This window comes from Streptomyces sp. NPDC001108, assembly GCF_053598535.1.
On record NZ_JBSFKL010000005.1, the window covers coordinates 321,817 to 345,628 of the forward strand.

Here is a 23,812-nt window from a genome sequence, read left to right on the forward strand (position 1 = left end):
GACACAATGGGTGGGTGAGTACGACCAGCCTCCCCGTGCCCGACCGTTCGCCCCGGCTCCGCGAAGCACTGCTCGCCGCCGCCTTCACCGCCGACGGGCTCCTCGACCTGCTCGGCGCGCCCGCCTACGCCGCGCTCGCCCGCAGCGAGACGGTCCCGGCGCTCCGGGCCACCCGGGGCGGCTCCCCGCTCGACACGCTGGTGCGGCTCTTCCTGCTCCAGCGGTCCGTGCCGTTCGAGCGGGCCCGCGCCGCGCTCCCGCTGGCGGAGTGCGCCGAGGACGGCTGGGTGGTCCACGAGGGCGACGAGGTGCGGGCCACGGTCGACGTGCGGCCGTACGGCGGCCCCGAGGGGCAGGACTGGTACATCGTCTCCGACCTGGGCTGCGCGGTCGGTGGCGCGGGCGGCATCGGTTCGCACGAGGAGGGCGTGGTCCTGGGCGTCGGCGGGGCGTCCACCACGCTCGCCGGGATCACCGTCCGCAGGCCCGTCGCCTCCGCGCTCGACATCGGTACCGGCTCCGGCATCCAGGCGCTGCACGCCGCGCAGCACGCCACCCGGGTCACGGCCACCGACCTCAACCCGCGGGCGCTCGACTTCACCCGGCTGACCCTCGCCCTGTCCGGCGCCGCCCCGGCCGAGCTCCGCCAGGGCTCGCTGTACGAGCCGGTCGGCTCCGCGACGTACGACCTGATCGTCTCCAACCCGCCGTTCGTCATCTCGCCCGGTGCCCGCCTCACCTACCGCGACGGCGGGATGGGCGGGGACGACCTGTGCCGGACGCTGGTGCAGCAGACGGGCGAGCGGCTGAACGAAGGGGGGTACGCCCACTTCCTCGCCAACTGGCAGCACGTCGAGGGCGAGGAGTGGCAGCACCGGCTGGGCTCCTGGGTGCCGCACGGCTGCGATGCCTGGATCGTGCAGCGCGAGGTCCAGGACATCACCCAGTACGCGGAGCTGTGGCTGCGCGACAGCGGCGACCACCGCACGGACCCCGCGGAGTACGCCGCGCGGTACGACGCCTGGCTGGACGAGTTCGAGGCCCGCAGGACCAAGGGCGTCGGCTTCGGCTGGATCACGCTGCGCAAGTCCGCCGCGGCCGCCGCCGGCCGTCCGTCCGTCGTGATCGAGGAGTGGCCGCACGCGGTGGAGCAGCCGCTCGGGCCGGCCGTCGAGGCGCACTTCGCCCGTCAGGACTACCTCCGCGAGCAGGACGACGCGGCGCTCCTGACCGGGCATTTCACCCTGGCCGCCGAGGTGGTGCAGGAGCAGGTCGGGCTGCCCGGCGCGGAGGACCCGGAGCATGTGGTGCTCCGTCAGAACCGCGGCATGCGACGCGCGACGAAGGTCGACGCGGTCGGTGCCGGGTTCGCCGGGGTCTGTGACGGGACGCTGCCCGCGGGCCGCATCCTGGACGCGATCGCCCAGCTGATGAACGAGGACCCGGTGCTGCTGCGCGACCGGACGCCGCAGGCGATCCGGCTGCTGGTCGAGGAGGGGTTCCTGGAGCCGGTTCCCGCAGTGGAGGGCTGACGCGCGCTCCGGTAGCGCCGGGGAGTCGCGGGGCCCGGCCCGGGTGTGCACCGCGTCCCGAGGACCGCGGGGCTCCGTCCGGGTGTGCGCCGGTGCGTACGGCCGGAGCGCTCCGTTCCCGTCCGGGCGTACGCCGTCGTGCGCGGGAGGGTCCGTCGCCACCAGGGCTTTCGGGTGCGCCGTCGCGGATGAGTCCCGGCGCCCGCGGATTCCGGATGAGGGCTGTCACCGGTGCTGGAACAGAGCCGGTACCGGGACGGAGAAGGGGCGGGGAAGAAGCCGGGGCGAGGCGGGCGGATCCGGCCATTCACCCGGGGTTCGCATCGACGACGCCCGGGGGTGGCAGCCTCCTCCTGACCGGGACGGGCCCCCGCCCCGGCCGGACCGGCACCGGGAGGCGTACGGGTATGGAGAGCGGACCCGCGGTCCTCGCCGGAGCGGCGTTCGCGCTGTTCGGCGCCGCGCTGCTGCTGTGGACGGGGACGCGCGTACTGCACCGCGCGCCGGTGGCGCACGGCGTGAGTCCCCTCGCCTCGGCGGCTCTCGCCACCGTGTTCGGCGTCTTCCTTCTCGTTCTCGGCGTGTGGTGCTTCACCCGGGTCTGAGCCCGGAGCCGGCGGCCCCGGACCGTGATCCGCAGCCGTGAGGTCCCGCAGCCGTGATCCGAGCCGTTCCCGGGGCCGGGCCGGGACTTGGAACGGGGCGATGCGCGGCAGGGCCCCGGGCGGCCGCGCTCCGCGGAGGCGGGGCGGGGAACACGCCCGGACCGCACCCGGTCCGCCGTCCGTGCCCGTACCGTCGCGACCACCCCCGGAAACCCGCAGGCAGCGACCGCGCACCGGGCGTATCGGGCGGTCCGGGCGGCAGGAATGCCGGAAGTCGGGTTACCGTTCGAGTGGCCGTTGCGGGCTTTTGCCGTTTGACACGGGGGCGGGTTGTACCGTCACACTCCGCAGCGACAGCACCATCGGCAGCGCCCCAGCACTGCCCGGATGCCCACCGAGCGTCGACCGGAGAGAAGAGCGAAGTTGTCCCCGACCAGCGAGACCGCACAGGGCGGCCGCCGACTCGTCATCGTCGAGTCGCCCGCCAAGGCGAAGACGATCAAGGGCTACCTCGGCCCCGGATACGTCGTCGAAGCGAGCGTCGGGCACATCCGCGACCTGCCGAACGGGGCCGCCGAGGTCCCGGACGAGTACACCGGCGAGGTCCGTCGGCTCGGCGTCGACGTCGAGCACGACTTCCAGCCCGTCTATGTCGTCAACGCGGACAAGAAGGCGCAGGTCAGGAAGCTCAAGCAGCTGCTGGCCGAGTCCGACGAACTCTTCCTCGCCACCGATGAGGACCGCGAGGGCGAGGCCATCGCGTGGCACCTCCAGGAAGTCCTGAAGCCCAAGGTCCCGGTCCACCGGATGGTCTTCCACGAGATCACCAAGGACGCGATCCGGGCCGCCGTCGCCAACCCGCGCGAGCTCAACCAGCGCATGGTCGACGCCCAGGAGACCCGCCGCATCCTCGACCGGCTGTACGGCTACGAGGTCTCGCCAGTCCTGTGGAAGAAGGTCATGCCGCGCCTGTCGGCCGGCCGCGTCCAGTCCGTGGCGACCCGGCTCGTCGTCGAGCGGGAGCGCGAGCGCATCGCCTTCCGCTCCGCCGAGTACTGGGACCTCACCGGCACCTTCGCCACCGGCCGCACCGGTGACGCCTCCGACCCGTCGACGCTGACCGCCCGGCTGAGCACGGTCGACGGCCGCCGCGTCGCGCAGGGCCGCGACTTCGGCCCGGACGGGCGGCTGAAGCAGGGCTCCGCCCAGGTGCTGCACCTGGACGAGGCGAACGCCCGCGCCCTGGCCGCCGCGCTCGCCGACTCCTCGTTCGCCGTACGGTCCGTCGAGTCGAAGCCGTACCGCCGGTCCCCGTACGCGCCGTTCCGGACGACGACCCTCCAGCAGGAGGCGAGCCGGAAGCTGGGCTTCGGGGCCAAGGCCACCATGCAGGTCGCGCAGAAGCTGTACGAGAACGGCTTCATCACCTATATGCGTACCGACTCCACGACCCTCTCGGACACCGCGGTGGCCGCCGCCCGCGCCCAGGTCACCCAGCTCTACGGCGCCGGCTACCTGCCGGAGAAGCCGCGCACGTACGCCGGGAAGGTCAAGAACGCACAGGAGGCGCACGAGGCGATCCGCCCCTCCGGCGACCGCTTCCGCACCCCCGCCGAGACCGGTCTGACCGGCGACCAGTTCCGGCTGTACGAGCTGATCTGGAAGCGGACCGTCGCCTCCCAGATGAAGGACGCGGTCGGCAACTCGGTCACCGTCAGGATCGGCGGCCGGGCGAGCGACGGCCGGGACGCCGAGTTCTCCGCGTCCGGCAAGACGATCACCTTCCACGGCTTCATGAAGGCGTACGTCGAGGGCGCCGACGACCCGAACGCCGAGCTGGACGACCGCGAGCGCCGGCTGCCGCAGGTCGCCGAGGGCGACGCGCTGTCCGCCGAGGAGATCTCGGCCGACGGCCACGCCACCAAGCCGCCCGCCCGCTACACCGAGGCCTCGCTGGTCAAGGAGCTGGAGGAGCGCGAGATCGGCCGCCCGTCGACGTACGCGTCGATCATCGGCACGATCCTGGACCGCGGCTACGTCTTCAAGAAGGGCACCGCGCTCGTCCCGTCGTTCCTGTCGTTCGCCGTGGTGAACCTGCTGGAGAAGCACTTCGGCCGGCTCGTCGACTACGACTTCACCGCGAAGATGGAGGACGACCTCGACCGGATCGCGCGCGGCGAGGCCCAGTCCGTGCCGTGGCTCAAGCGCTTCTACTTCGGCGCGGGCGACGACCAGGCGGGCGCGGGCGCGGCCTCCGACGCGGGCAACGGCGACGGCGACCACCTCGGCGGGCTGAAGGAACTGGTCACCGACCTCGGCGCGATCGACGCCCGGGAGATCTCCTCGTTCCCCGTCGGCAACGACATCAAGCTGCGCGTCGGCCGCTACGGGCCCTACATCGAGCGCGGCGAGAAGGACGCCGAGGGCCACCAGCGCGCGGACGTGCCGGAGGACCTGGCGCCCGACGAGCTGTCCGTGGAGTACGCGGAGGAGCTGCTGGCCAAGCCGAGCGGCGACTTCGAGCTCGGCGCGGACCCGGTCACCGGCAACCAGATCATCGCGAAGGACGGCCGCTACGGCCCGTACGTCACCGAGGTGCTGCCCGAGGGCACGCCGAAGACCGGCAAGAACGCGGTGAAGCCGCGGACCGCCTCGCTCTTCAAGTCCATGTCCCTGGACACGGTGACGCTGGCCGACGCGCTCAAGCTGATGTCGCTGCCGCGCGTCGTCGGCGAGGACGCCGAGGGCGTCGAGATCACCGCGCAGAACGGCCGCTACGGCCCGTACCTGAAGAAGGGAACGGACTCGCGGTCGCTCACCTCCGAGGAGCAGCTCTTCGACATCACCCTCGAAGAGGCGCTGGCGATCTACGCCCAGCCCAAGCAGCGCGGCCGGGCCGCCGCCAAGCCGCCGCTGAAGGAGCTGGGGACGGACCCGGTCAGCGGTGCCCCGGTCGTGGTCAAGGACGGCCGCTTCGGCGCGTACGTCACCGACGGCGAGACCAACGCGACGCTGCGCACCGGCGACAGCGTCGAGGAGATCACGCCGGAGCGAGGCTTCGAGCTGCTCGCCGAGAAGCGCGCCAAGGGACCCGCCAAGAAGAAGACGGCGAAGAAGGCCCCGGCCAAGAAGACCGCCGCCAAGAAGACGACCGCCAAGAAGACCACGGCGGCCGCGAAGAAGACGACGGCGAAGAAGACGACGACGGCGGCGGCCGCGAAGAAGACCACGGCCGCCAAGAAGACGGCCACGACGGCCAAGAAGACCGCCGCGAAGAAGACGACGGCCTCGGCGTCCGTGGAGGACTGACCGGCGATCGGACGCAGGAGGGGGCCGGGGTTTCCCGGCCCCCTCCGTCGTGCGGGAGCTGCGCGGGAGCCGTGCGGGCGCTGGGCGGGCACGCGGAACGGACACACCCGGCGGGCGTATGTTCGGGCGGGGCCTCCGGGGACCTCACCGCTCCGGATAGGCTGGGCGGATGACGCGAGCCGAGCAGCCAACGGTCGTGAGCCCCACCTCCGACACACTTGCCGCAGACTCACGGGAGCGTGCCGTACGAGCGCTGTTGCGCATCCCCCCGCTGAGGCGGTTGTGGAGCGCACAGCTCATCGGCGGTACCGGCGACGCCCTCGCCCTTCTCGTCCTGGTGCTGATGGCGCTCCAGGCGGCGGTCCTGGAGGGCAGCTTCGGAACCGGCTACCGGGGCGCGGCGTTCGCCGTCGCCGCGGTGTTCGGCGCCCGGATCCTCGCCACCCTGGTCTTCGGGGCCGTACTCCTCGGTCCGCTGACGACGCTCACCGCGCCCGGCGGGCCGGTCGACCGGCGGTGGCTGATGATCGGGACGGACGGGCTGCGGCTCGCGCTGCTGGTCGTCGCGCCACTGTGGATCGACTGGATGCCCGACAAGGCGCTGACGATGATCCTCGTCACCGTCTTCGTCACCGGCGCGGCCGAACGGCTCTGGACGATCGCCAAGGACAGCGCCGCCCCCGCGCTGCTGCCCGCCCCGCCCATCGAGGGCGCCGCCGTGCGCCCGCTGCCCGACCGGCTGGGCGCGCTGCGCCGGCTCTCCCTGCGCACCGACTTCGCCGCGATCCCCCTGGCGGCCACCGTCCTGCTGGTCGCCACGCTCGTCGGCGAGCTGCTGGGCACCGGCCTGGAGTGGTTCTCGATCCACCAGGCGGCGCTCGGTTCGTACGTCGCCGCCGGGCTCTTCTCGGCGTCGGTCTCCACCCTGTACTTCCTGGAACTGCCCGGTACGCAGACCCCGCGGCCGCGCTCCCCGCTGGAGGGTCTGCGCCGTCCGTCGTCGGCCGGGGGCGGGCCCGACCGGGGCCGTACCGGGGCCGTTCCGCTGCTGGTCGGCGCGTCGGCCGCGGTCGCCGGGGCGATCGCCGCCGCCTCCGCCGTCTCCGTGCTGCACGCCGCCGACCTGGGCGGCGGCCCCGCCACCTTCGCGCTGCTGATCCTCGCCCTGACCGGGGCCACCGGCGTCGGCGTGCGGACCGCGGAGAAGGTGCTGCCCACGCTGTCGCGGCGCCGGCTGTTCGCCCTGGCCACCGCCGTCACCGGGATCGCGCTGCTCGCGATGGGCCTGGTGCCCGACACCGCGACCGTGCTGCTGCTCGCGGTGCTCGCCGGTTACGCCGCCGGCGTCGCCGCCCACACCGGGCACGCCCTGGCCGACCAGGAGACCGACGAGTCCCGCCGGGCCCGGACCACCGAGCACCTCCAGGCCGTCGTACGGGTCCTGATCGCACTGGGCGCGCTGGCCGGTCCGCTGCTGGCCGCCGCGATCGGCGCCCACCGGCTGGGCTCCGGCGACTTCGTCTTCGAGCACGGCGGCGCGGCCTACGCGCTGATGCTGATCGGCGCGCTCCTGCTGCCGGTCGCCGCGCTCGTCCTGGCGAAGACCGACGACCGCTCCGGCGTCCCGCTCCGCCGCGACCTGCGCGAGGCGGTGCGCGGCGGCGACCCGGCCGTGGCCCCCGCCGCGACCGGCTTCTTCATCGCGCTGGAGGGCGGCGACGGGGCGGGCAAGTCCACCCAGGCCGAGGCGCTCGGCGACTGGATCCGGGCCAAGGGCCACGAGGTCGTCGTCACCCGCGAGCCGGGCGCCACCCCGGTCGGCAAGCGGCTCCGCTCGATCCTGCTGGACGTCTCGTCGGCCGGGCTCTCCCACCGGGCCGAGGCCCTGCTCTACGCCGCCGACCGCGCCGAGCACATCGACTCGGTGGTCCGCCCGGCGCTGGAGCGCGGCGCGATCGTCATCTCCGACCGCTACATCGACTCGTCCGTCGCCTACCAGGGCGCGGGCCGCGACTTCTCGCCGACCGAGATCGCCCGGATCTCGCGCTGGGCGACGGACGGGCTCGTTCCGCATCTGACGGTGCTGCTGGACGTCGACCCGGAGACGGCGAGGGAACGGTTCACCGAGGCCCCCGACCGGCTGGAGTCCGAGCCGCCCGAGTTCCACGCCCGGGTCCGGTCCGCCTTCCTGACGCTGGCCGCCGCCGACCCGAACCGCTACCTGGTCGTGGACGCGGGCCAGGAGCCCGAGGCGATCACCACCGTCGTACGCCACCGGCTCGACCAGCTGCTGCCGCTCTCCGAGGCCGAGATCAAGGCCCAGGAGGAGGCGCGCAGGGCGGCCGAGGAGGAGGCCCGGCGCAAGGCCGAGGAAGAGGCGGCGCGCAAGGCCGAGGAGGAGCGGCTGGAGCGCGAGCGCCAGGCGCAGCTCGCCAAGCTCCGAGCCGAGGAGGAGGAGCGCAAGGCCCGCGAGCTGGCGGAGGCCCGCCGCCGCGAGGCCGAACGCGAGGCGGAGGAGGCCCGGCAGCGCGCCGAGGAGGCCCGCCGGGTCGCCGAGGAGGAGCGGGTCCGACGGGAGGCCGAGGAGGCGGCCCGCGAGGCCGAGCAGGCCCGGCTGCGCCGGAAGGCCGAGGAGGACGCCCGGCTGCGCAAGGAGGCCGAGGCGCAGCGGCTGGAGAAGCAGCGGAAGGCCGAGGAGGCGCTGCTGCGTGCCGAGGAGGCGCGCAGGCGGGCGGCGGCCGAGGCCGCCGAGGCGGCGGAGCGGGCCCGTGCGGAGGCCGCCGCGGCCGCGTCCGTCCCGGAGAACGAGATCACCGTCCCGACGCCGATCATCGACCCGAACGACGTGACGCAGCAGGTGCCCGCGCCGGAGGGCCCGGGCGCGCGCGCCGACGAGGCCGAGACGGCGATGCTCCCGAAGGTCCAGGACGGGAACGACCGCTCCGGGTGGTCCGGTGCGTCGGACGAGACGACGGTCCTCCCGCAGGTACGGGACGCTCCGGAGACCCGGGACACCGACCCGGCGGACCGGGTGCCGCGCGGCATCTTCCGCGACGAGCGCCCGGGGGCCTCCGCGGCGGAGAGCGAGAACGAGCGGACCCGGGAGCTGCCGCAGGTCGGCGACGCCCAGCCGGTCCAGGACCGGGGCGGCCGGGGCCGCCGACCGCGCCCCGACTGGGCCGAGGAGACCCCGCTGGACGACCTGCCGTCGCTGGCGGACGAGCTGCTGGGCGATCACCACGACGGTCCGGGGGACGACGAGGGGCAGGGCCGCCGGGGCCGCCGACCGCGCCGCTGACGGCCGCTGACGGCCGCCCGGCGGGGGTTTCCGCCCGGCGGCCGTCCTTCGCCCGGCCTGGATTGTCGGACCCGTCCCCCACAATGGGAGCCGGACCGGAAGATCCGGCCCGGCGAGCGCCGATGGACCCACCGGCACGCGGCCGACGTGAGCGCCGGCCGCAGTCGGCTCGCACATCGGCACGCAAGCGACAGCAGAGCGCGTCCGCACAGCGCGACAGCGCGACAGCGCCGGAAGGGCGGTGACCCCATGTCCGTCTGGGACGACCTGGTCGGCCAGGACCAGGTGGAGGAACAGCTCGGCGCCGCCGCCCGGGACGCCGACGCGCTGGTCACCGCCGGTGCGGCGGGGGAGCCGGTGCCGCCCACGTCGAAGATGACCCACGCCTGGCTGTTCACCGGACCGCCCGGTTCCGGCCGGGACACCGCGGCCCGGGCCTTCGCCGCCGCCCTCCAGTGCACCAGCCCCGACCGCGCCCTGGGCGGCGCCCCCGGCTGCGGATTCTGCGACGGCTGCCACACCAGCCTCATCGGTACGCACGCCGACGTGGAGGTGGTCCGTACCGACCTGCTCTCCATCGGCGTGAAGGAGACCCGCGACCTGGTCCGCCGCGCCCAGCTCTCGCCGGCCGTGGGCCGCTGGCAGGTCATCGTCCTGGAGGACGCCGACCGCCTCACCGAGGGCGCGGGGAACGTCCTGCTGAAGGCCGTCGAGGAGCCCGCGCCGCGGACGGTGTGGCTGCTCTGCGCCCCCTCCCTGGAGGACGTGCTGCCCACCATCCGCTCCCGCTGCCGCCACCTCACGCTGCGCACGCCCCCGGTCGACGCGGTCGCCGACGTCCTGGTCAGACGGGACGGCGTCGAGCCGGAGCGGGCCGCGTTCGCCGCCCGGGCCACGCAGGGCCACATCGAGCGGGCCCGTCGCCTCGCGACCGACGAGCGGGCCCGCGCGCGCCGCGCCGCCGTGCTCAAGCTCCCGCTGCGGGTGGAGGACATCGGGGGCTGCCTCAAGGCCGCTCAGGAGCTGATCGACACCGCCACCGAGGACGCCAAGCAGGTCTCCGAGGAGGTCGACGTCAAGGAGACGGAGGAGATGAAGGCCGCGCTCGGCGCCGTCGCCGGGGGACGGCTGCCGCGCGGCACCGCCGGGGTCATGAAGGAGCTGGAGGACCGGCAGAAGCGCCGCAAGACGCGTACCCAGCGCGACAGCCTCGATCTCGCGCTCACCGACCTGACCGGCTTCTACCGCGACGTGCTGGCCATCCAGCTCGGCTCCCGGACCGCCATCGCCAACGCCGACGCCGAGGACGCCCTCGACCGGATCGCCCGCGCCTCCACGCCCGAGCGCACCCTGCGCCGGATAGAGGCGGTGATCGCCTGCCGCCGGGCCCTGGACCGCAATGTGGCACCGCTCCTCGCGGTCGAGGCGATGACGATGGCCCTGCGCGCGGGCTGACGCGGCGTCCGGTCCCAGGAGGTTGATTCACCCGTACGGGGAGCGACCCGGGCGAACCGGTACGGGGCGACTACGCTCCGGGGATGGACTCCAGGCGTTCGCTCCGCACCCTCGTCACCACGCTGCTCGGTACGGTCGGCCTGCTCGTCGCGGGCTGCACCGGTGGCGGTTCGACGGGCTCCGCGCAGCCCTCGGGAGCCTCGTCCGTGTCCGCCCCGGCCGTTCCCGCCGGGCTCACGTCGTACTACGCGCAGCGGCTGAAGTGGCGGGACTGCGGCGTCGAGGGGTTCCAGTGCGCCACGATGAAGGCGCCGCTGGACTACGCGGAGCCGGACGGCGGCGCCATCGACCTCGCCGTCTCCCGCAAGGCGGCGACCGGTCCCGGCAAGCGGATCGGCTCCCTCCTGGTGAACCCGGGCGGCCCCGGCGGCTCGGCCGTCGAATACCTCCAGGACTACGCGGGCATCGGCTACCCGGAGCAGGTCCGGGCCCGTTACGACATGGTCGCCGTCGATCCGCGCGGGGTGGCCCGCAGCGCGCCCGTCGTCTGCCTCACCGGCCCGCAGATGGACCGCTTCACCCAGGTCGACCAGACCCCGGACAACGCCGCCGAGGTCACCGCGCTGAACGAGGCGTACCGGCAGTTCGCGCAGGGCTGCGCGAAGCGGTCCGGCAAGGTGCTGCCGCATGTCTCCACCGTCGAGGCCGCCCGCGACATGGACATGCTGCGGGCCCTGCTCGGCGACGAGAGGCTGAACTACGTCGGGGCGTCGTACGGCACCTTCCTCGGCGCGACGTACGCCGACCTCTTCCCCGCCCGGGTCGGCCGGCTGGTCCTCGACGGCGCGATGGACCCCTCGCTGGACGCCGCAGAGCTGAACCGGGACCAGACCGCGGGCTTCGAGACCGCCTTCCAGGCCTTCGCCGCCGACTGCGTGAAGAACGCGGACTGCCCGCTCGGCACCGCCTCGGCCGCCGACGCCGCCGCCCGGCTGAAGCGGCTCTTCGCCGAGCTGGACGCCCACCCGATCGGCACCGGCGACACCCGCGAACTCACCGAGTCCCTGGCCACCACCGGGGTCATCGCCGCCATGTACGACGAGTCGGCCTGGCCGCAGCTGCGCGAGGCCGTCGCCGCCGCCCAGGACGGGGACGGCTCCGGCCTGCTCGCCCTCTCGGACAGCTACTACGAGCGCCGCCCGAGCGGCTCGTACGCCAACCTCATGTTCGCCAACGCCGCCGTGAACTGCCTGGACCAGCCGCCCGCCTTCACCGACGCCAGGGCCGCCACCCGGTCCGTCCCGGACTTCGAGAAGGCCTCCCCGGTCTTCGGCAGGTCCTTCGCCTGGGCCGCCCTGAACTGCGCCGACTGGCCCGTCCGCCCCACCGGCACCCCGCACCGCGTGACGGCCGAGGGCGCGGCCCCGATCGTCGTGGTCGGCACCACCCGCGACCCGGCCACCCCGTACAAGTGGGCCCGCTCCCTGGCCGGCCAGCTCTCCTCCGGCACCCTCCTCACCTACGAGGGCGACGGCCACACCGCGTACGGCCGCGGCAGCGACTGCGTCGACACCGCGATCAACACCTACCTCCTGGAGGGCACCCCGCCCGCCCGGTCCAAGAAGTGCTCCTGACCTGCACGAACGGCCCGCACCAGGGCTGGTACGAAGCACCCCTGGAAACTGTGTAGACTTGGCGACGCTGCTGATCGCACCATAGTGCGACAGGGTGTGCCGCCTTAGCTCAGTTGGCCAGAGCAACGCACTCGTAATGCGTAGGTCTCGGGTTCGAATCCCGAAGGCGGCTCCGTGAAAATCCCCAGGTCAGGCCTCTGACCTGGGGATTTTTCTGTCGAATGACCTTGGAGTTCCGGGTGGATCCGACATCTGCGGGAGGTCAGCCGCGCAGGTAGGCCAGGACGGCCAGTACCCGGCGGTTGGTGGCGTCCGACAGGCTCAGGTCCAGCTTGGTGAGGATGGAGCCGAAGTGCTTGCTGACGGTGCCCTCGCTGACGTGCAGGGCCGCGGCGACGGAGGCGTTGGACCGGCCCTCGGCCATCAGCGCGAGGACCTCCTGCTCGCGCGGGGTCAGTTTGGCCAGCGGGTCGCGGCGGTGGCGCAGGAGCTGGCGGACCACTTCGGGGTCGACGACGGTCGCGCCGGCGGCCACCCGCTGGAGGGCCTCGATGAACTCCTGGACGTTGCCGACGCGTTCCTTGAGGAGGTAGCCGACGTGGGTGCCGTCGGAGGAGTCGAGCAGCTCCTCGGCGTAGGCGCGCTGGACGTACTGGCTGAGGACGAGGATGGGGAGCCGGGGGTTCTTCTCGCGCAGTCGCAGCGCGGCCCGCAGCCCTTCGTCGGAGAAGCCGGGCGGCATCCGTACGTCGGTGACGACGATGTCAGGGTCGTGCTCGGCGACGGCTGCCGTGAGTTCGTCGGCCGTGCCGACGCCGGCGAGGACCTGGTGGCCGAAGCGCTCCATGAGGCCGACGAGGCCCTCCCGCAGCAGCACGCTGTCCTCGGCCAACACGATGCGCAACATCTGGCTCCTCTGACTCAGGTCACTAGCGAGCCGGCGGGGCGTCGGGTCGGCGGTCCGGAGCCGGGGTGCAGGGCACGAGGAGGCGGAAGAGCGTGGGCCCGCCGGACGGTGAGGACACTAGCAAATGCCCGCCGAGGACGGAGATGCGATCAGCGACCCCCTCCAGCCCGGTGCCGTCGGCCTCGTTCGCGCCGCCCACGCCGTTGTCCCGCACGCGGACGACGAGTTGGCCCTGGTCGACGCGGGCCTCGACGGTGGCCCGGGTGGCCCGGCTGTGCTTGGCGACGTTCGCCAGCGCCTCGCACACCGCGAAGTAGACGGCGGACTCGACCGCTTCGAGGAACCGGTGGGTCAGGTCGAGATCGAGGTCGATGGGGACCGGGGAGCGGTCGGCGACGTCCTCGATGGCCGCGGCCAGACCCCGGTCGGTGAGGATCCGGGGGTGGATGCCCCGGATCAGTTCCCGCAGCTCGACCAGAGCGGCCTGGGCCTCGCCGTGGGCCTCGGCCAGGAGCCCGGCGAGGGGCTCCTCGTGGGCGTCGAGGCGTGCCAGGCCCAGCCGCATGGACAGGGCGACCAGCCGCTGCTGGGCGCCGTCGTGCAGGTCGCGTTCGATACGGCGGCGCTCGGCCTCGAAGGCGTTCACCAGACGCATCCGCGACCGGCTCAACTCCTTGACCCGCACGTCGTCGTGGGAGGGCGGCGCATCGAGGAGGAGGCGGGTGAGCTGTGCGCGTCCCGCGGCGAGCAGACCCAGCGGATAGGCCAGCAGGGGGAGCAGGAGCAGCCCGGCCAGGGCGACGGCGAACGCCGCCGGATAGGAGTGGACCAGCCACAGCTTGATGACACGCGCCTCCTCGCCGCCGCCGACCGTGGCCATGACCAGGGGGGTGGAGATCAGCCCTCCGCTCACGCCGATGACCGTGCCGATGACCACTGCCTCCAGCGGCCACAGGAGGAAGCCGAAGAGAAGGGCGTAACCCAACTCCCGCCAGGTGGAGCGCTCCTGGAGGCGGGTGCGCAGCCAGGCGGCGGGCCCGGTGTGCGGCGGGTCCTGGTGGGCGTCGGCCAGTGGCACGGCCGGATCTATCAGACGCAGCCGGCGCCGTTCCACCTGCGCGACCGGCAGGCCGGCGAGGACCAGCGTCAGCAGGAGCGGCACCCCGACGAGGACCACGGTCAGCAGGCCGCCGGCCAGCGCGAGGACGAGCAGACAGACCAGCACGGCGGCGCCCACCGGCACGCTGGTCAGGAAGTACAGGGCGCAGCGCCACGGCCAGCCGCTCCGGAGGTACCGACGCTGGTGCAGGGCCTGCCAGAGGCTGGGTGCGTGCATGGGGGCACGATAGGAGGCCCGTGTCGCGCGGACCATCCAGCCGGCTCCACCATCGGACCGGTAGCGAACTCCCGGTATGGGCGGCCACCAGGTGTATGGGGCGGCTCCGTGCGGGTGCCCGGGTGGAGCCGTACCCGGGGTGGTCGGGGCTGGTCGCGCTGTTGTGGGCGCCCTGCTGCGCGGGGCTCGGGCTGCTCGGCGGGAGCCCGGTCCGTCCCTCCCCGGTGCGGGCCGGTGCCGCGGTTGCCCGACCTGTTCGGCGGCAGGGGCTGCCCACGCACGTTGCTGTCGCCGCCGGCTCTGCCTTTCCCGCCCAGGGCCGCCGCCGTGCGGGGAAGGGTGGAGTTACCTCCACCCCGAAGACTCCCTCCGGCTGCGATGTGCGCCGATTCCGGGCCCGGTTGAGTGGACGCCATGAATCAAGCAGCCGTCCGACTCCGTTCGGTCACTCGCTCCTACGGCAGGGGCGCCGGTGCCGTGACCGCCCTGGAGAACGTCTCCCTGGACATTCCCCGGGGCACCTTCACCGCCGTCATGGGGCCCTCGGGCTCCGGCAAGTCGACCTTCCTCCAGTGCACCGCGGGCCTGGACCGGCCGTCCAGCGGCCAGGTGCTGCTCGGGGAGACCGACCTGAGCGGGCTGAGCGAGAAGAAGCTCACGCTGCTGCGGCGGGACCGCATCGGCTTCGTCTTCCAGGCGTTCAACCTGCTGCCCTCGCTCACCGCCGAGCAGAACGTGGCGCTGCCGCTGCGGCTGGCCGGACGCCGCCCCCGGCGGAGCGATGTCCTGGACGTGCTGCAGAAGGTCGGACTGCGCGAGCGGGCCGGGCACCGGCCCAGTGAGATGTCCGGTGGACAGCAGCAGCGGGTGGCGCTGGCCCGCGCCCTGGTCACCCGGCCGGAGGTGCTCTTCGGCGACGAGCCGACCGGCGCCCTGGACACCACCACCAGCCGTGAAGTGCTCACCCTGCTGCGGCATATGGTCGACCAGGGGCAGACCGTCATCATGGTGACGCACGACCCGGCGGCCGCCTCCTTCGCGGACCGGGTGCTGTTCCTCACCGACGGACGGATCCACGACGAGCTGGTCTCCCCGACGGCCGAGCGGGTCGCCGCACACATGACCCGACTGGCGGCCCTCCCGTGCTGACACTCGCGCTGCAGGGAATGCGGACCCGCTGGGTCACGTTCGTCGGCTCGTTCATCGCCCTCGCCCTCGGCGTCGGCCTCATCGCCACCACGGGGCTCGCCCTCGCGGCGACCTTCAGCGCACCGGACCGCGGGCCCGAGCGGTTCGTGAAGGCGCCGGTCGTCGTGAAGACCTCCGGCCTCGTCCGGGCGGACACGCCCATCGGGGAACGTACGCAGACGATCACCGACCCCGCGCCGGTCCCGGCCGCCGTCACCGCGAGGCTCGCGGCGCTCGGCAGGACCGTCGAGGACCGTACCTTCCCCGTGTCGGGCCCCGGGCTCGCCGAGGACACGGTCGGCCACCCGTGGTCGGTCGCCGCGCTCACCCCCTACACACTGACCTCCGGACGCGCACCCTCGGCGCCCGGCGAAGCCGTCGCCACCGGGGACGCGCTGCGGCCCGGCGCCCGGGTGCGGGCCGCCACCGTCCGCGGGACCGAGCAGGTCACCGTCGTCGGGACGGTCGCGTCGGCCGGCTTCGAGAACGCGCTGTTCTTCACCGACGCCGAGGCCGCGCGGATCTCTCCCGCCGTGGACGCCGTCGCCGTGCACGCCCCGGCCGACCGGGTCGAGGCGGCCGTGGGCGCCGGATTCGACGTGCTGACCGGCGGGGAACGCCGACGCGCCGACCCGGACCCCGACCGGGACGAGGAAGCACTGGTCTCGGTGAACGCGCTCCTCGGCACGGCCGCGGGCGTCACCGGCTTCGTGTCGGTGTTCGTCGTCGCCTCGACGTTCTCCTTCGCGGTCGCCCAGCGGCGCCGGGAGTTCGGGCTGCTGCGTACCGCGGGCGCCACCCCCTCCCAGGTGCGGCGGATGGTGTTCATCGAGGCGCTCGTCGTCGGTGTGCTCGCCTCGGCGGCCGGCTGCGGGCTCGGCGCGGCGGGCGCGCCGCGGATCGCCTCCTGGATGGCCGACAGCGGCATCGCCCCCTCCTGGTTCCGGATCGGCGAGCAGGCGTGGCCGCTGCGCACCGCCTTCTGGACGGGCCTGTTCGTCGCCCTGAGCGGGGTGGCCGTCTCCTCGTGGCGGGCCGGCCGGGTCGGTCCGACGGAGGCGCTGCGCGAGTCCGCTGTGGACTCCCGCGCCATGCCATTGAGCCGCTGGCTGATCGGCATCGTGGTCCTCGCGGCCGGCCTCGGCCTGCTCTCGCTGGACCTGCTGGACAACCCGGGCGACGTCCTGAAGCGCAAGACCTACGTCACCCAGCCGATGCTGCTGATCGTCGGCTTCGCCCTGTTCGCGCCGGTCCTGGTCAAGCCGCTGACCCGGCTGCTGACCTGGCTGCCGGCCCGCCTTCCCGGCGCGACCGGCATGCTGGCCAGGGAGAACGCGTCCGCCGGGGTCCGCAGAACCGCCGCCGTCGCGGCGCCGGTCGTCATCACGGTGGCCCTCGCCGCCTCCCTGATGGGCACCACCGCGACGATCGGCGGGGCCAAGGCCGACGAGGCGCGGCAGCAGATCACCGCGGAACTGGTCGCCACGGCGGGCGGGGAGGGCCGCGCGCTGCCCGACGAGTTCGTCCGGCGCGCCCGGTCCGTCCCCGGTGTGACCGTCAGCGAGTCCCGGTCCACCGGGGTGACCGTCCTGGAGGAGAGGGTCGCCCTCGTCAAGTCCGAGGCCAGGGCGGTCGATCCGGTGGTGCATGCGGCCGTCTCCCGGCTGCCCGTCGTCGCGGGCCGCCTCGCCGACCTGGACGACGACAGCATCGTCGTCAACGAGGAGTGGCTGACCACGAAGGTGGGCGACAGGGTCTCCGTCTGGCTGGGCGACGGTCGCAAGGCGGATCTGCGCATCGCGGCGGTCCTCTCCACCGGCACCGGCGGCAACGGCGTCTACCTCACCGAGCACAATGCCGCCGGCGCCCCGGTGGACCGCGTCGACCTCGCGCTGCCCCGGGACGGCGCCCACAGCGCGGCGGCCGCACTCGGCGCCGCCGCGAAAGCGGCCGGCGTGCGGCTCCTGACGGGGGACCAGTGGGTCGGGGCCCACTACCCGGGCTCCAGCAGGGACACCGGGCTCGGCCTGTGGATGATCCTCGGGATCGCCCTGGTCTACACGGGCATCGCGCTCGCCAACACCCTGATGATGGCGACCTCGGACCGGGTCCGCGACCTCGCCTCGCTGCGTCTGACCGGCGCCACGAAGGGACAGGTGCTGCGGCTCGTCGGGGCCGAGGCACTGGTGGTGGTCGCGGTCGGCACGGTGCTCGGGGTGGTGATCGCCGGGGTGAACCTGCTGGGCGTGTGGGGCGCCCTCGGCCTGCTCGGCGTGTGGTCCGACGTCGTGGTGCCCTGGGGCACGGTCGCCGCCGTGGTCGGCGCGAGCGCCCTGCTCGCCACCGTGGCCTCCGTGCTGCCCGCGTCGTTCGCGCTGCGCGTCCGGCCGGTCGAACTGGCGGGCATGCGCGAGTGACCGCTCGGTCCGGGAACTGCTGGGCGGCCGGGGGCGGAACCTCGGCGCCGGATCCGACCCGGTACGGGCGGCCCGCCCGAGCCCGCGGTTCCGGGGCGCCCGACGCCGCGTCCCTTCCCGGTGAGCCCACAGGGGAGGAATCGCCGACGCACGGGGCGCCGCCGGTGAGGGCTGTGGAGCACGGGTGAAAACTCTGTGGAGGCGATGTCGGTGGTGCGGCCTATGCTGCACCCGAAGACGGCGGTTCCAGGGGAGGGTTCGGCATGCTCGGCAGGTTGTTCGGCAGAGGCGGGGCGGGGGGCGAGGCCGATCCGTACGCGTTGCCCGTGCCGTTCCACAAGAGGGCGTCGGTGTACGAGCTGCGGGCGCTCGGGGACCGGCGGGTGCTCGCGCTGGTGGAGGCGGCCGGGGCGGGGGACTGGGCGGCGGTGCGGGCGGCGCTGGCCCCCTTCGACCTGGGCCGGGACCACGCGGTGCTGAATGAGTTGGCCGATGTGGCCGGGGTGGAGGAGTGGATCGGTCACGCCGTCGAGGAGGACGGGGAGCACCGGGCTACGGCTCTGCTGATATCCGGGGCGCGTCAGATCATGTGGGGCTGGGAGGCCCGCACCTCGGCCCGCGCGGCGGACGTCTCGCGGGACCAGTGGCGGGTCTTCCACGAGCGGCTGAACCTCGGCGAGGCCCGGTTGCTGGAGGCCGCCGAGCTGAGGCCGGAGTGGATCACGCCGTGGAGCCAACTGCTCATCTCGGGGCGCGGCATGTCGCTGGGGCCCGTCGTGAACCGGGCCCGGCTCGACGCGGCCCTGCGCCGCGACCCGCTCGACCTGGACGCCCACCTCGCGTGGATCTCGCAGCTCCAGCCCCGATGGGGCGGTGAGCCCGGTCAGGCCCTGGCGTTCGCGCGTGAGGCGTTCGCCCGCGCTCCCCACGGAAGCAGGCTCGGTTGTGCGATCGCCATGGCGCACATCGAGGAGGCGGTCGAGGCGGGGCATGCGAGCAGCATCGAAACCCCCGAGATCCGCGCCGAGTTGAGCATGGCGGCCGAACGCAGCATCCTGCACCCCGACCATGTACGGATCCTCGGGTGGCAGTACGACTTCAACACGTTCGCCATGGCCCTGTCGATGGCGGGCGAGTGGCGCACGGCCCGGCGGGTCTACCAGGTGCTCGGCGGTGCCTGCACCACCTGGCCGTGGGAGTACTTCGGGAGTCCCCGGAGGCAGTACGCCCGCGGCCTGCGCCGGACCTGACCGCCTCTCCCCCTCTCCTTTCTCTCCTCTCCTCTTCTCTCTCCTCTCCCGGACTGCCGATGACTCTGCACGACACCCCGGCGACCCCGCCCGGCGCCGATCGCACCTTCCAGGTGGATCTGCGCGGCCTCGTCGACCTCCTCTCCCACCACCTCTACTCCAGCCCCCGCGTCTACCTGCGTGAACTCCTGCAGAACGCGGTGGACGCACTGACCGCCCGGCAGGGCCTCGCCCCGGACGCGCCTGCCGGGGCCTTCGGGATCCGGCTGTACGCCGACGGCTCGGTGGTGCGCGTCGAGGACGACGGGGTCGGCCTCAGCGAGGCCGATGTGCACACCTTCCTCGCCACGATCGGCCGCAGCAGCAAGCGCGCCGACCGGATCGCCGAGCAACGCGCCGACTTCATCGGCCAGTTCGGGATCGGGCTGCTCTCCTGCTTCCTCGTCGCCGACGAGATCCACGTCCTGAGCCGCTCCGCCCGCACCCCGGACGCGCCCGCCGTGGAGTGGCGGGGGCGCGGTGACGGCAGCTACACCGTCCGTACGCTGCCCGCCTCCGCCCGGACCCGGCCCGGCACGACCGTGACGCTGACCCCGAGGGCCGACACCGGCGAGTGGACGGGCCCGGAGCGGGTGCACGCGCTGGCCCGGCAGTTCGGCTCCCTGCTGCGCCACCCGGTGACCTTCGACGACGGCTCCGGCACCCCCGCCGTACCGGTCAACCCCGAGCCCGCGCCCTGGGAGCGCACGTATCCCACGCCCGGGGCGCGGTCCCGGGCGCTGGCCGGGTACGGGGAGGAGGTCTTCGGGTTCACCCCGCTGGACACCATCGAGCTGGACCTGCCGGCCGTGGGGCTGAAGGGCATCGCCTGCGTGCTGCCCGAGGCGGTCCCGGCCGGGCGCCGACACGGCCACCGGGTGCACGTCAAGGGCATGCTGCTGTCCGAGCAGGCCGAGGAGATCCTGCCCGAGTGGGCGTTCTTCGTCCGCTGCGTCGTCGACGCGGAGAGTCTGCGCCCGACGGCCAGCCGCGAGTCCCTGTACGAGGACGACACGCTCGCCGCCGTCCGCGACGCCCTCGCCGAGCGGCTGCGGGCGTGGATCGCCCGGGTCGCCGCCAGCGAGCCGGAGCTGCTCGAACGGTTTCTGCACGCCCACCACCTGGCCGTGAAGTCGCTCGCCGTGCACGACGACGAGATCCTGCGGATGCTGCTGCCCTGGCTGCCGTTCGAGACCACCGACGGGCACACCACGCTCGACGAGTTCGCGCGCACCCACCGCACGGTGCTGGTGACGTCGAGCGTGGAGGAGTTCCGGCAGGTCGCGGCGATCGCCTCGGCCGCCGGGCTCGGCGTGGTCAACGGCGGCTACACGTACGACCGCGAGCTGATCCACCGGCTGCCCGAGATCAGGCCCGAGGTGGTGGTCGCAGACCTCGACCCGGAGACCCTCACCGCCCATCTCGACCCGGTCGACCGGGAGACGGAGCTGGCCGCCACGGCCTACCTCGCCCTGGCCCGGGACGCGCTCGCCGTCTTCGACTGCGACGTCGCCCTGCGCACCTTCCACCCGGCGTCCGCCCCCGCCCTCCTCGTCGACAGCCGCGAGGCCCGGCACGAGCGGACCCGCTCCCGGCTCGCCCGGGAGCAGGAGGGCGGGGTGTGGGGCGACATCCTCGGTGCCCTGCGCCGGGAGGCCCCTCGGGCGCAGCTGATCCTCAACCAGCTCAATCCGCTGGTCCGCGCCGCCGTCGCCATCGAGGAGCCCGAACTGGCCCGCACCAGCGCCGAAGCCCTCTACGGGCAGGCCGCGATGCTGTCCCGGCGCCCGCTCCGGCCCGCCGAGTCCAGCCTTATCAACCGCTCCTTCCTCGACCTTCTCGCCCACGCCCTCCGCAAGGACAGCCGATGACGCCGAACACCCCCCGGAACACCGACGAGCTCTACCGGGCGCTGGCCGCGAACGACGAGCGCCCCTACGGCCGCACCCGTACGCTCACCGCCGAGGAACTCGTCGACGTGGCCGAGCGGTTCGAGGAGCCTGCCCCGCTCGTCGACGCGCTCTTCGAGCTCCAGGAGGCGTACACCTACGGCTCCGAGCCCCGGAAGTCGCCCGTCGTCTTCGCCCGGCTGCTCAACCTGTTCGACGAGCAGCCCGACGTCTTCGACGAGCGCCGCCGCCACACGCTGTTCTGGCGGTTCAAATGGGTGGCCAACGCGCTGCTGGTGCTGCCCGAGGTGCCGCTGACCGGTGTGCGGCAGTGGCTGACGGAGATGCGCGACCGGTACGAGAAGGCCGGGCTGGACCTCCAGCCCTACTACGGCCAGGCGTACCAGCTGGCCGCGCACACCGGTGAGGGCGCCGACCTCGCCTACGAGCTGTGGGCGAGCCGCACCCGCAGCCGCCTCAGCGACTGCGAGGCGTGCGAGATCTGCGAGCAGGCCCGGTACCACCTCGCCGCGGGCGACGACGGGCGGGCCCTGGAGGTCTGGGAGCCCGTCCTGAAGGGGAAGGCGTCCTGCCAGGAGGAGCCGGCCCGCTCCGTCTCGTACGCGCTGCTGCCGCTGGTGCGCTCCGGGCACACCGACCGCGCCCGCGAGCTGCACCTCTCCGGCTACCGCATCTGCCGCCGCAACCCCTCGATGGCCGGGGAGGTCGGGCGGCACCTGGAGTTCTGCGCGCTGACCGGCAACGAGAGCCGTGGCCTGGAGCTGCTCGCCGAGAACCGGAACCTGTTCGCCGAGGTCGACTCGCCGCTGGACCTGCTCCAGTTCCTGACCGGGGTGGAGGTGCTGCTCCGGCGCGTCGAGGCGCTCGGCCACGGCGGTCTGCCCGCCGCCGGGTACGCGGGCCGGTCCTGGACGGTGGCCGAACTCCGCGCCGAGGTGGGGGAGCGGGCCGACGAGCTCGCCGCCCGCTTCGACGCCCGTAACGGAACCCCGGCCCACACCGACCGGCGCCGGGCCCGCCTCGACCGGGCCCCGCTCGTCGACGCGCTGGAGCTCACCCTGCGCACCCGCGGCCTCGACGAGGTGGCCCCGGCCGCCGCGCCGGCCGCCCCGGCCCCCGCCGCGCTCCCCGACACCCCGGCCGAACTCATGGCGCGGGCGAGGGAGTTGGACCAGCAGGGGCATCCGGAGGCGCGGGAGTACTGGGCGCGGCTCCGGGCCCTCGTCGCCGCCGGTGACTACACCCACCCCGACGACCCGGCCGTGGGCCCGCTCGCCCGGCTGCGCGCGGACCTGCTGGGCGACGAGGCGGACCGTGCGAACGAGCGGGACGCGTTCGCCGAGGCCACCGCCCTGTACGAGGAGGCGGCCGGGCTGTACGAGGACGCCGGGGAGCCGGGCGCCGCCACCGAGGCCCGTGCCAGTGCGCTGCTCACCGCCGCGGAGAACGCCGCGAGCGGGACCGGTGGGGCTGAAGGGGCCGAAGGAGACGGCGAGGACGGCGGGGCCGGGGCGAAGGCCGCCGCGCTGACCGCCGCCCACGCGTCGATGGTCCGGCTCCACGAGGAGGCGTCCGGGCTCGCCCCGTACCAGGAGGCGCGGCTGCTGCGGCTGCGGGCCACCGCGCTCGGCATGCGGCTGCAGGCGTCGGGGAGCGGGGAGCACGTGGAGCCGGTCCTCGCCGAGACCGAACTGCTGCACGCGTTCGCCACCCGGCACGACCTCCCCACCCAGATATCCGGCGCCCTGATGCTGCGGGCCACCACCCACGCCCTCGCCGGTGACCTGCCCGCCGCGGTCGCGGTGCTCGACGGCCACGTCGGCCGGCTGCGGGAGCACGGCCCCGCCTGGCACCTGCCCCGCACGCTCGCCCTGCGGGGCCGGATGCGGCTGGGCCTCGGGGACGTGGAGGAGGCGCGGGAGAGCCTGGCCGAGGCGCTGCGGCTGACCGCCGACTGGCCGGGCGACCAGTCCGCGACCGCCCGCATCCACGCGGATCTGGCCGAGGTGGTCCTCCGCCTGGGCCGCCCCGACGAGGCGCTGCGCCATCTGACCCGCTCGGCGGAGCTGGAGATGCGCGAGGGCCGCCGGTTCGACGCGTACTGCACGTACAGCGGTGCGGCCGGGCTCTGCCTCGACCTGGGCCGCTTCGAGGACTGCATCGCCCTGCTCGACTCGCTGCTGGCCGAGCCGGACATCGCGGCCGGGGAGGTGGACGACCGGCTCGTCGCCCAGCTCCGGCTGACCCGGGCCCGCGCGCTGTACGCGGGGGAGGACCTCAAGGCCGCCACGGAGGAGTTCCTCGCCCTCGCGGCCGAGTCGGCCGGCTGGGACGACGACCCGGGCAGCCATGTGATGATCGCGGCGGAGACGGCCGTGGCCCTCGCCGAGTCCGGGGAGGCCGACCGGGCCCGCGAGGCCGTCGACCAGGCGCTCGCCGCCCATGCCCTGGCCCCGCGCTACGAGCGGATCAGCGGCTGTCTGCGCGAGCTCGCCCGGCTGCGGGTCCAGCAGCAGGGCGAGGACGGGCTGCCCGGCGCCCTCGACCTCCTGGCCGACGCGGGCCGGGTCGCCGACGAGGCCCGCGCCGCCGGGTTCGAGGCCCAGGACCGTCCCCTCGACACCGCCCTGGCCTACGAGTACGGCCGGGTCCACGCCCACGCCGGTGCGTACGAGGAGTCCTTGGCCGCGCTGGAGCGGGCCGCCGCGCTGGCCGGCGAACCGGCGGCGGAGGGGGACGAGGTGGAGGAGTGGGCCGAGTGCGTCCGGCTCGCCGCCGCGGTGGAGGGCATCTACCTGGAGCGGACGGACGCGGCCCTCGCCCGCCTCGGCGCGGCCGTGACCCGGCTGACCGCGCTGGGGCGGGCCGAGGAGGCCGAGCCGCTGACCTCCCTGGCGGCCCGCCTGCGCGACGAGGAGTAGGCCGCGGGCCG

Annotated in this window: 13 protein-coding genes and 1 tRNA gene; 12 read left to right on the plus strand and 2 right to left on the minus strand. The window is 74.1% G+C overall.

Translation table 11 applies throughout. The features are described 5' to 3' along the window. The first annotated feature begins 14 nt into the window (after positions 1–14). The 7 genes from ACWC97_RS14935 to ACWC97_RS14965 all read left to right on the plus strand — a co-directional run bounded on the left by ACWC97_RS14935 (position 15) and on the right by ACWC97_RS14965 (position 12,005). The gene (locus ACWC97_RS14935; RefSeq protein WP_450649547.1) at positions 15–1,532 is read left to right on the plus strand and encodes a DUF7059 domain-containing protein; all 1,518 of its coding nucleotides are present in this window, start codon (positions 15–17) and stop codon (positions 1,530–1,532) included. Positions 1,533–1,939: 407 nt separating this feature from the next. Next, positions 1,940–2,137, plus strand: coding sequence for a hypothetical protein (locus ACWC97_RS14940; RefSeq protein WP_352275605.1), 198 nt, complete (start codon positions 1,940–1,942; stop codon positions 2,135–2,137). Positions 2,138–2,560: 423 nt separating this feature from the next. Then, positions 2,561–5,446: a type I DNA topoisomerase gene (topA, locus tag ACWC97_RS14945; RefSeq protein WP_450649549.1), complete on the plus strand. Its 2,886-nt coding sequence runs from the start codon at positions 2,561–2,563 to the stop codon at positions 5,444–5,446. Positions 5,447–5,615: 169 nt separating this feature from the next. Continuing rightward, positions 5,616–8,744 carry a dTMP kinase gene (gene tmk, locus ACWC97_RS14950; protein ID WP_450649551.1) on the plus strand — a complete coding sequence of 1,043 codons (3,129 nt, stop codon included), beginning with the start codon at positions 5,616–5,618 and terminating at the stop codon, positions 8,742–8,744. A 249-nt stretch (positions 8,745–8,993) separates the two neighbouring features. Further along, the gene (locus ACWC97_RS14955) at positions 8,994–10,199 is read left to right on the plus strand and encodes a DNA polymerase III subunit delta' (protein ID WP_352275600.1); all 1,206 of its coding nucleotides are present in this window, start codon (positions 8,994–8,996) and stop codon (positions 10,197–10,199) included. Positions 10,200–10,282: 83 nt separating this feature from the next. Continuing rightward, positions 10,283–11,833, plus strand: coding sequence for an alpha/beta hydrolase (locus ACWC97_RS14960; protein ID WP_450649553.1), 1,551 nt, complete (start codon positions 10,283–10,285; stop codon positions 11,831–11,833). Positions 11,834–11,931: 98 nt separating this feature from the next. Further along, positions 11,932–12,005 (plus strand) — tRNA-Thr (locus ACWC97_RS14965). 90 nt (positions 12,006–12,095) lie between these two features. Here ACWC97_RS14965 and ACWC97_RS14970 read toward each other — a convergent pair. Together ACWC97_RS14970 and ACWC97_RS14975 are read right to left on the minus strand one after the other, a co-directional pair. Next, positions 12,096–12,740 (minus strand): response regulator transcription factor, encoded by a 645-nt coding sequence (locus tag ACWC97_RS14970; RefSeq protein WP_352275596.1) that lies wholly within the window; start codon positions 12,738–12,740, stop codon positions 12,096–12,098. 22 nt (positions 12,741–12,762) lie between these two features. Continuing rightward, positions 12,763–14,076, minus strand: a complete 1,314-nt coding sequence (locus tag ACWC97_RS14975) for a sensor domain-containing protein (protein WP_450649555.1) — start codon at positions 14,074–14,076, stop codon at positions 12,763–12,765. A 414-nt stretch (positions 14,077–14,490) separates the two neighbouring features. Here ACWC97_RS14975 and ACWC97_RS14980 point away from each other — a divergent pair, with 414 nt between their 5' ends. The 5 genes from ACWC97_RS14980 (at position 14,491) to ACWC97_RS15000 (ending at position 23,801) form a co-directional block, all read left to right on the plus strand. Continuing rightward, positions 14,491–15,225 carry an ABC transporter ATP-binding protein gene (locus ACWC97_RS14980; protein ID WP_450649557.1) on the plus strand — a complete coding sequence of 245 codons (735 nt, stop codon included), beginning with the start codon at positions 14,491–14,493 and terminating at the stop codon, positions 15,223–15,225. Then, positions 15,219–17,681: an ABC transporter permease gene (locus tag ACWC97_RS14985; protein WP_450649559.1), complete on the plus strand. Its 2,463-nt coding sequence runs from the start codon at positions 15,219–15,221 to the stop codon at positions 17,679–17,681. Before ACWC97_RS14980 ends, ACWC97_RS14985 begins: the two co-directional genes overlap by 7 nt. A gap of 263 nt (positions 17,682–17,944) precedes the next feature. Then, positions 17,945–18,931 (plus strand): hypothetical protein, encoded by a 987-nt coding sequence (locus ACWC97_RS14990; protein ID WP_352275590.1) that lies wholly within the window; start codon positions 17,945–17,947, stop codon positions 18,929–18,931. Positions 18,932–18,990: 59 nt separating this feature from the next. Further along, positions 18,991–20,841 (plus strand): HSP90 family protein, encoded by a 1,851-nt coding sequence (locus ACWC97_RS14995; protein WP_352275589.1) that lies wholly within the window; start codon positions 18,991–18,993, stop codon positions 20,839–20,841. Next, on the plus strand, positions 20,838–23,801 hold the full coding sequence (locus ACWC97_RS15000; protein WP_450649562.1) for a tetratricopeptide repeat protein: 2,964 nt from the start codon (positions 20,838–20,840) through the stop codon (positions 23,799–23,801). The genes ACWC97_RS14995 and ACWC97_RS15000 overlap by 4 nt, the downstream gene beginning before the upstream one ends. The last annotated feature ends 11 nt before the right edge of the window (positions 23,802–23,812 follow it).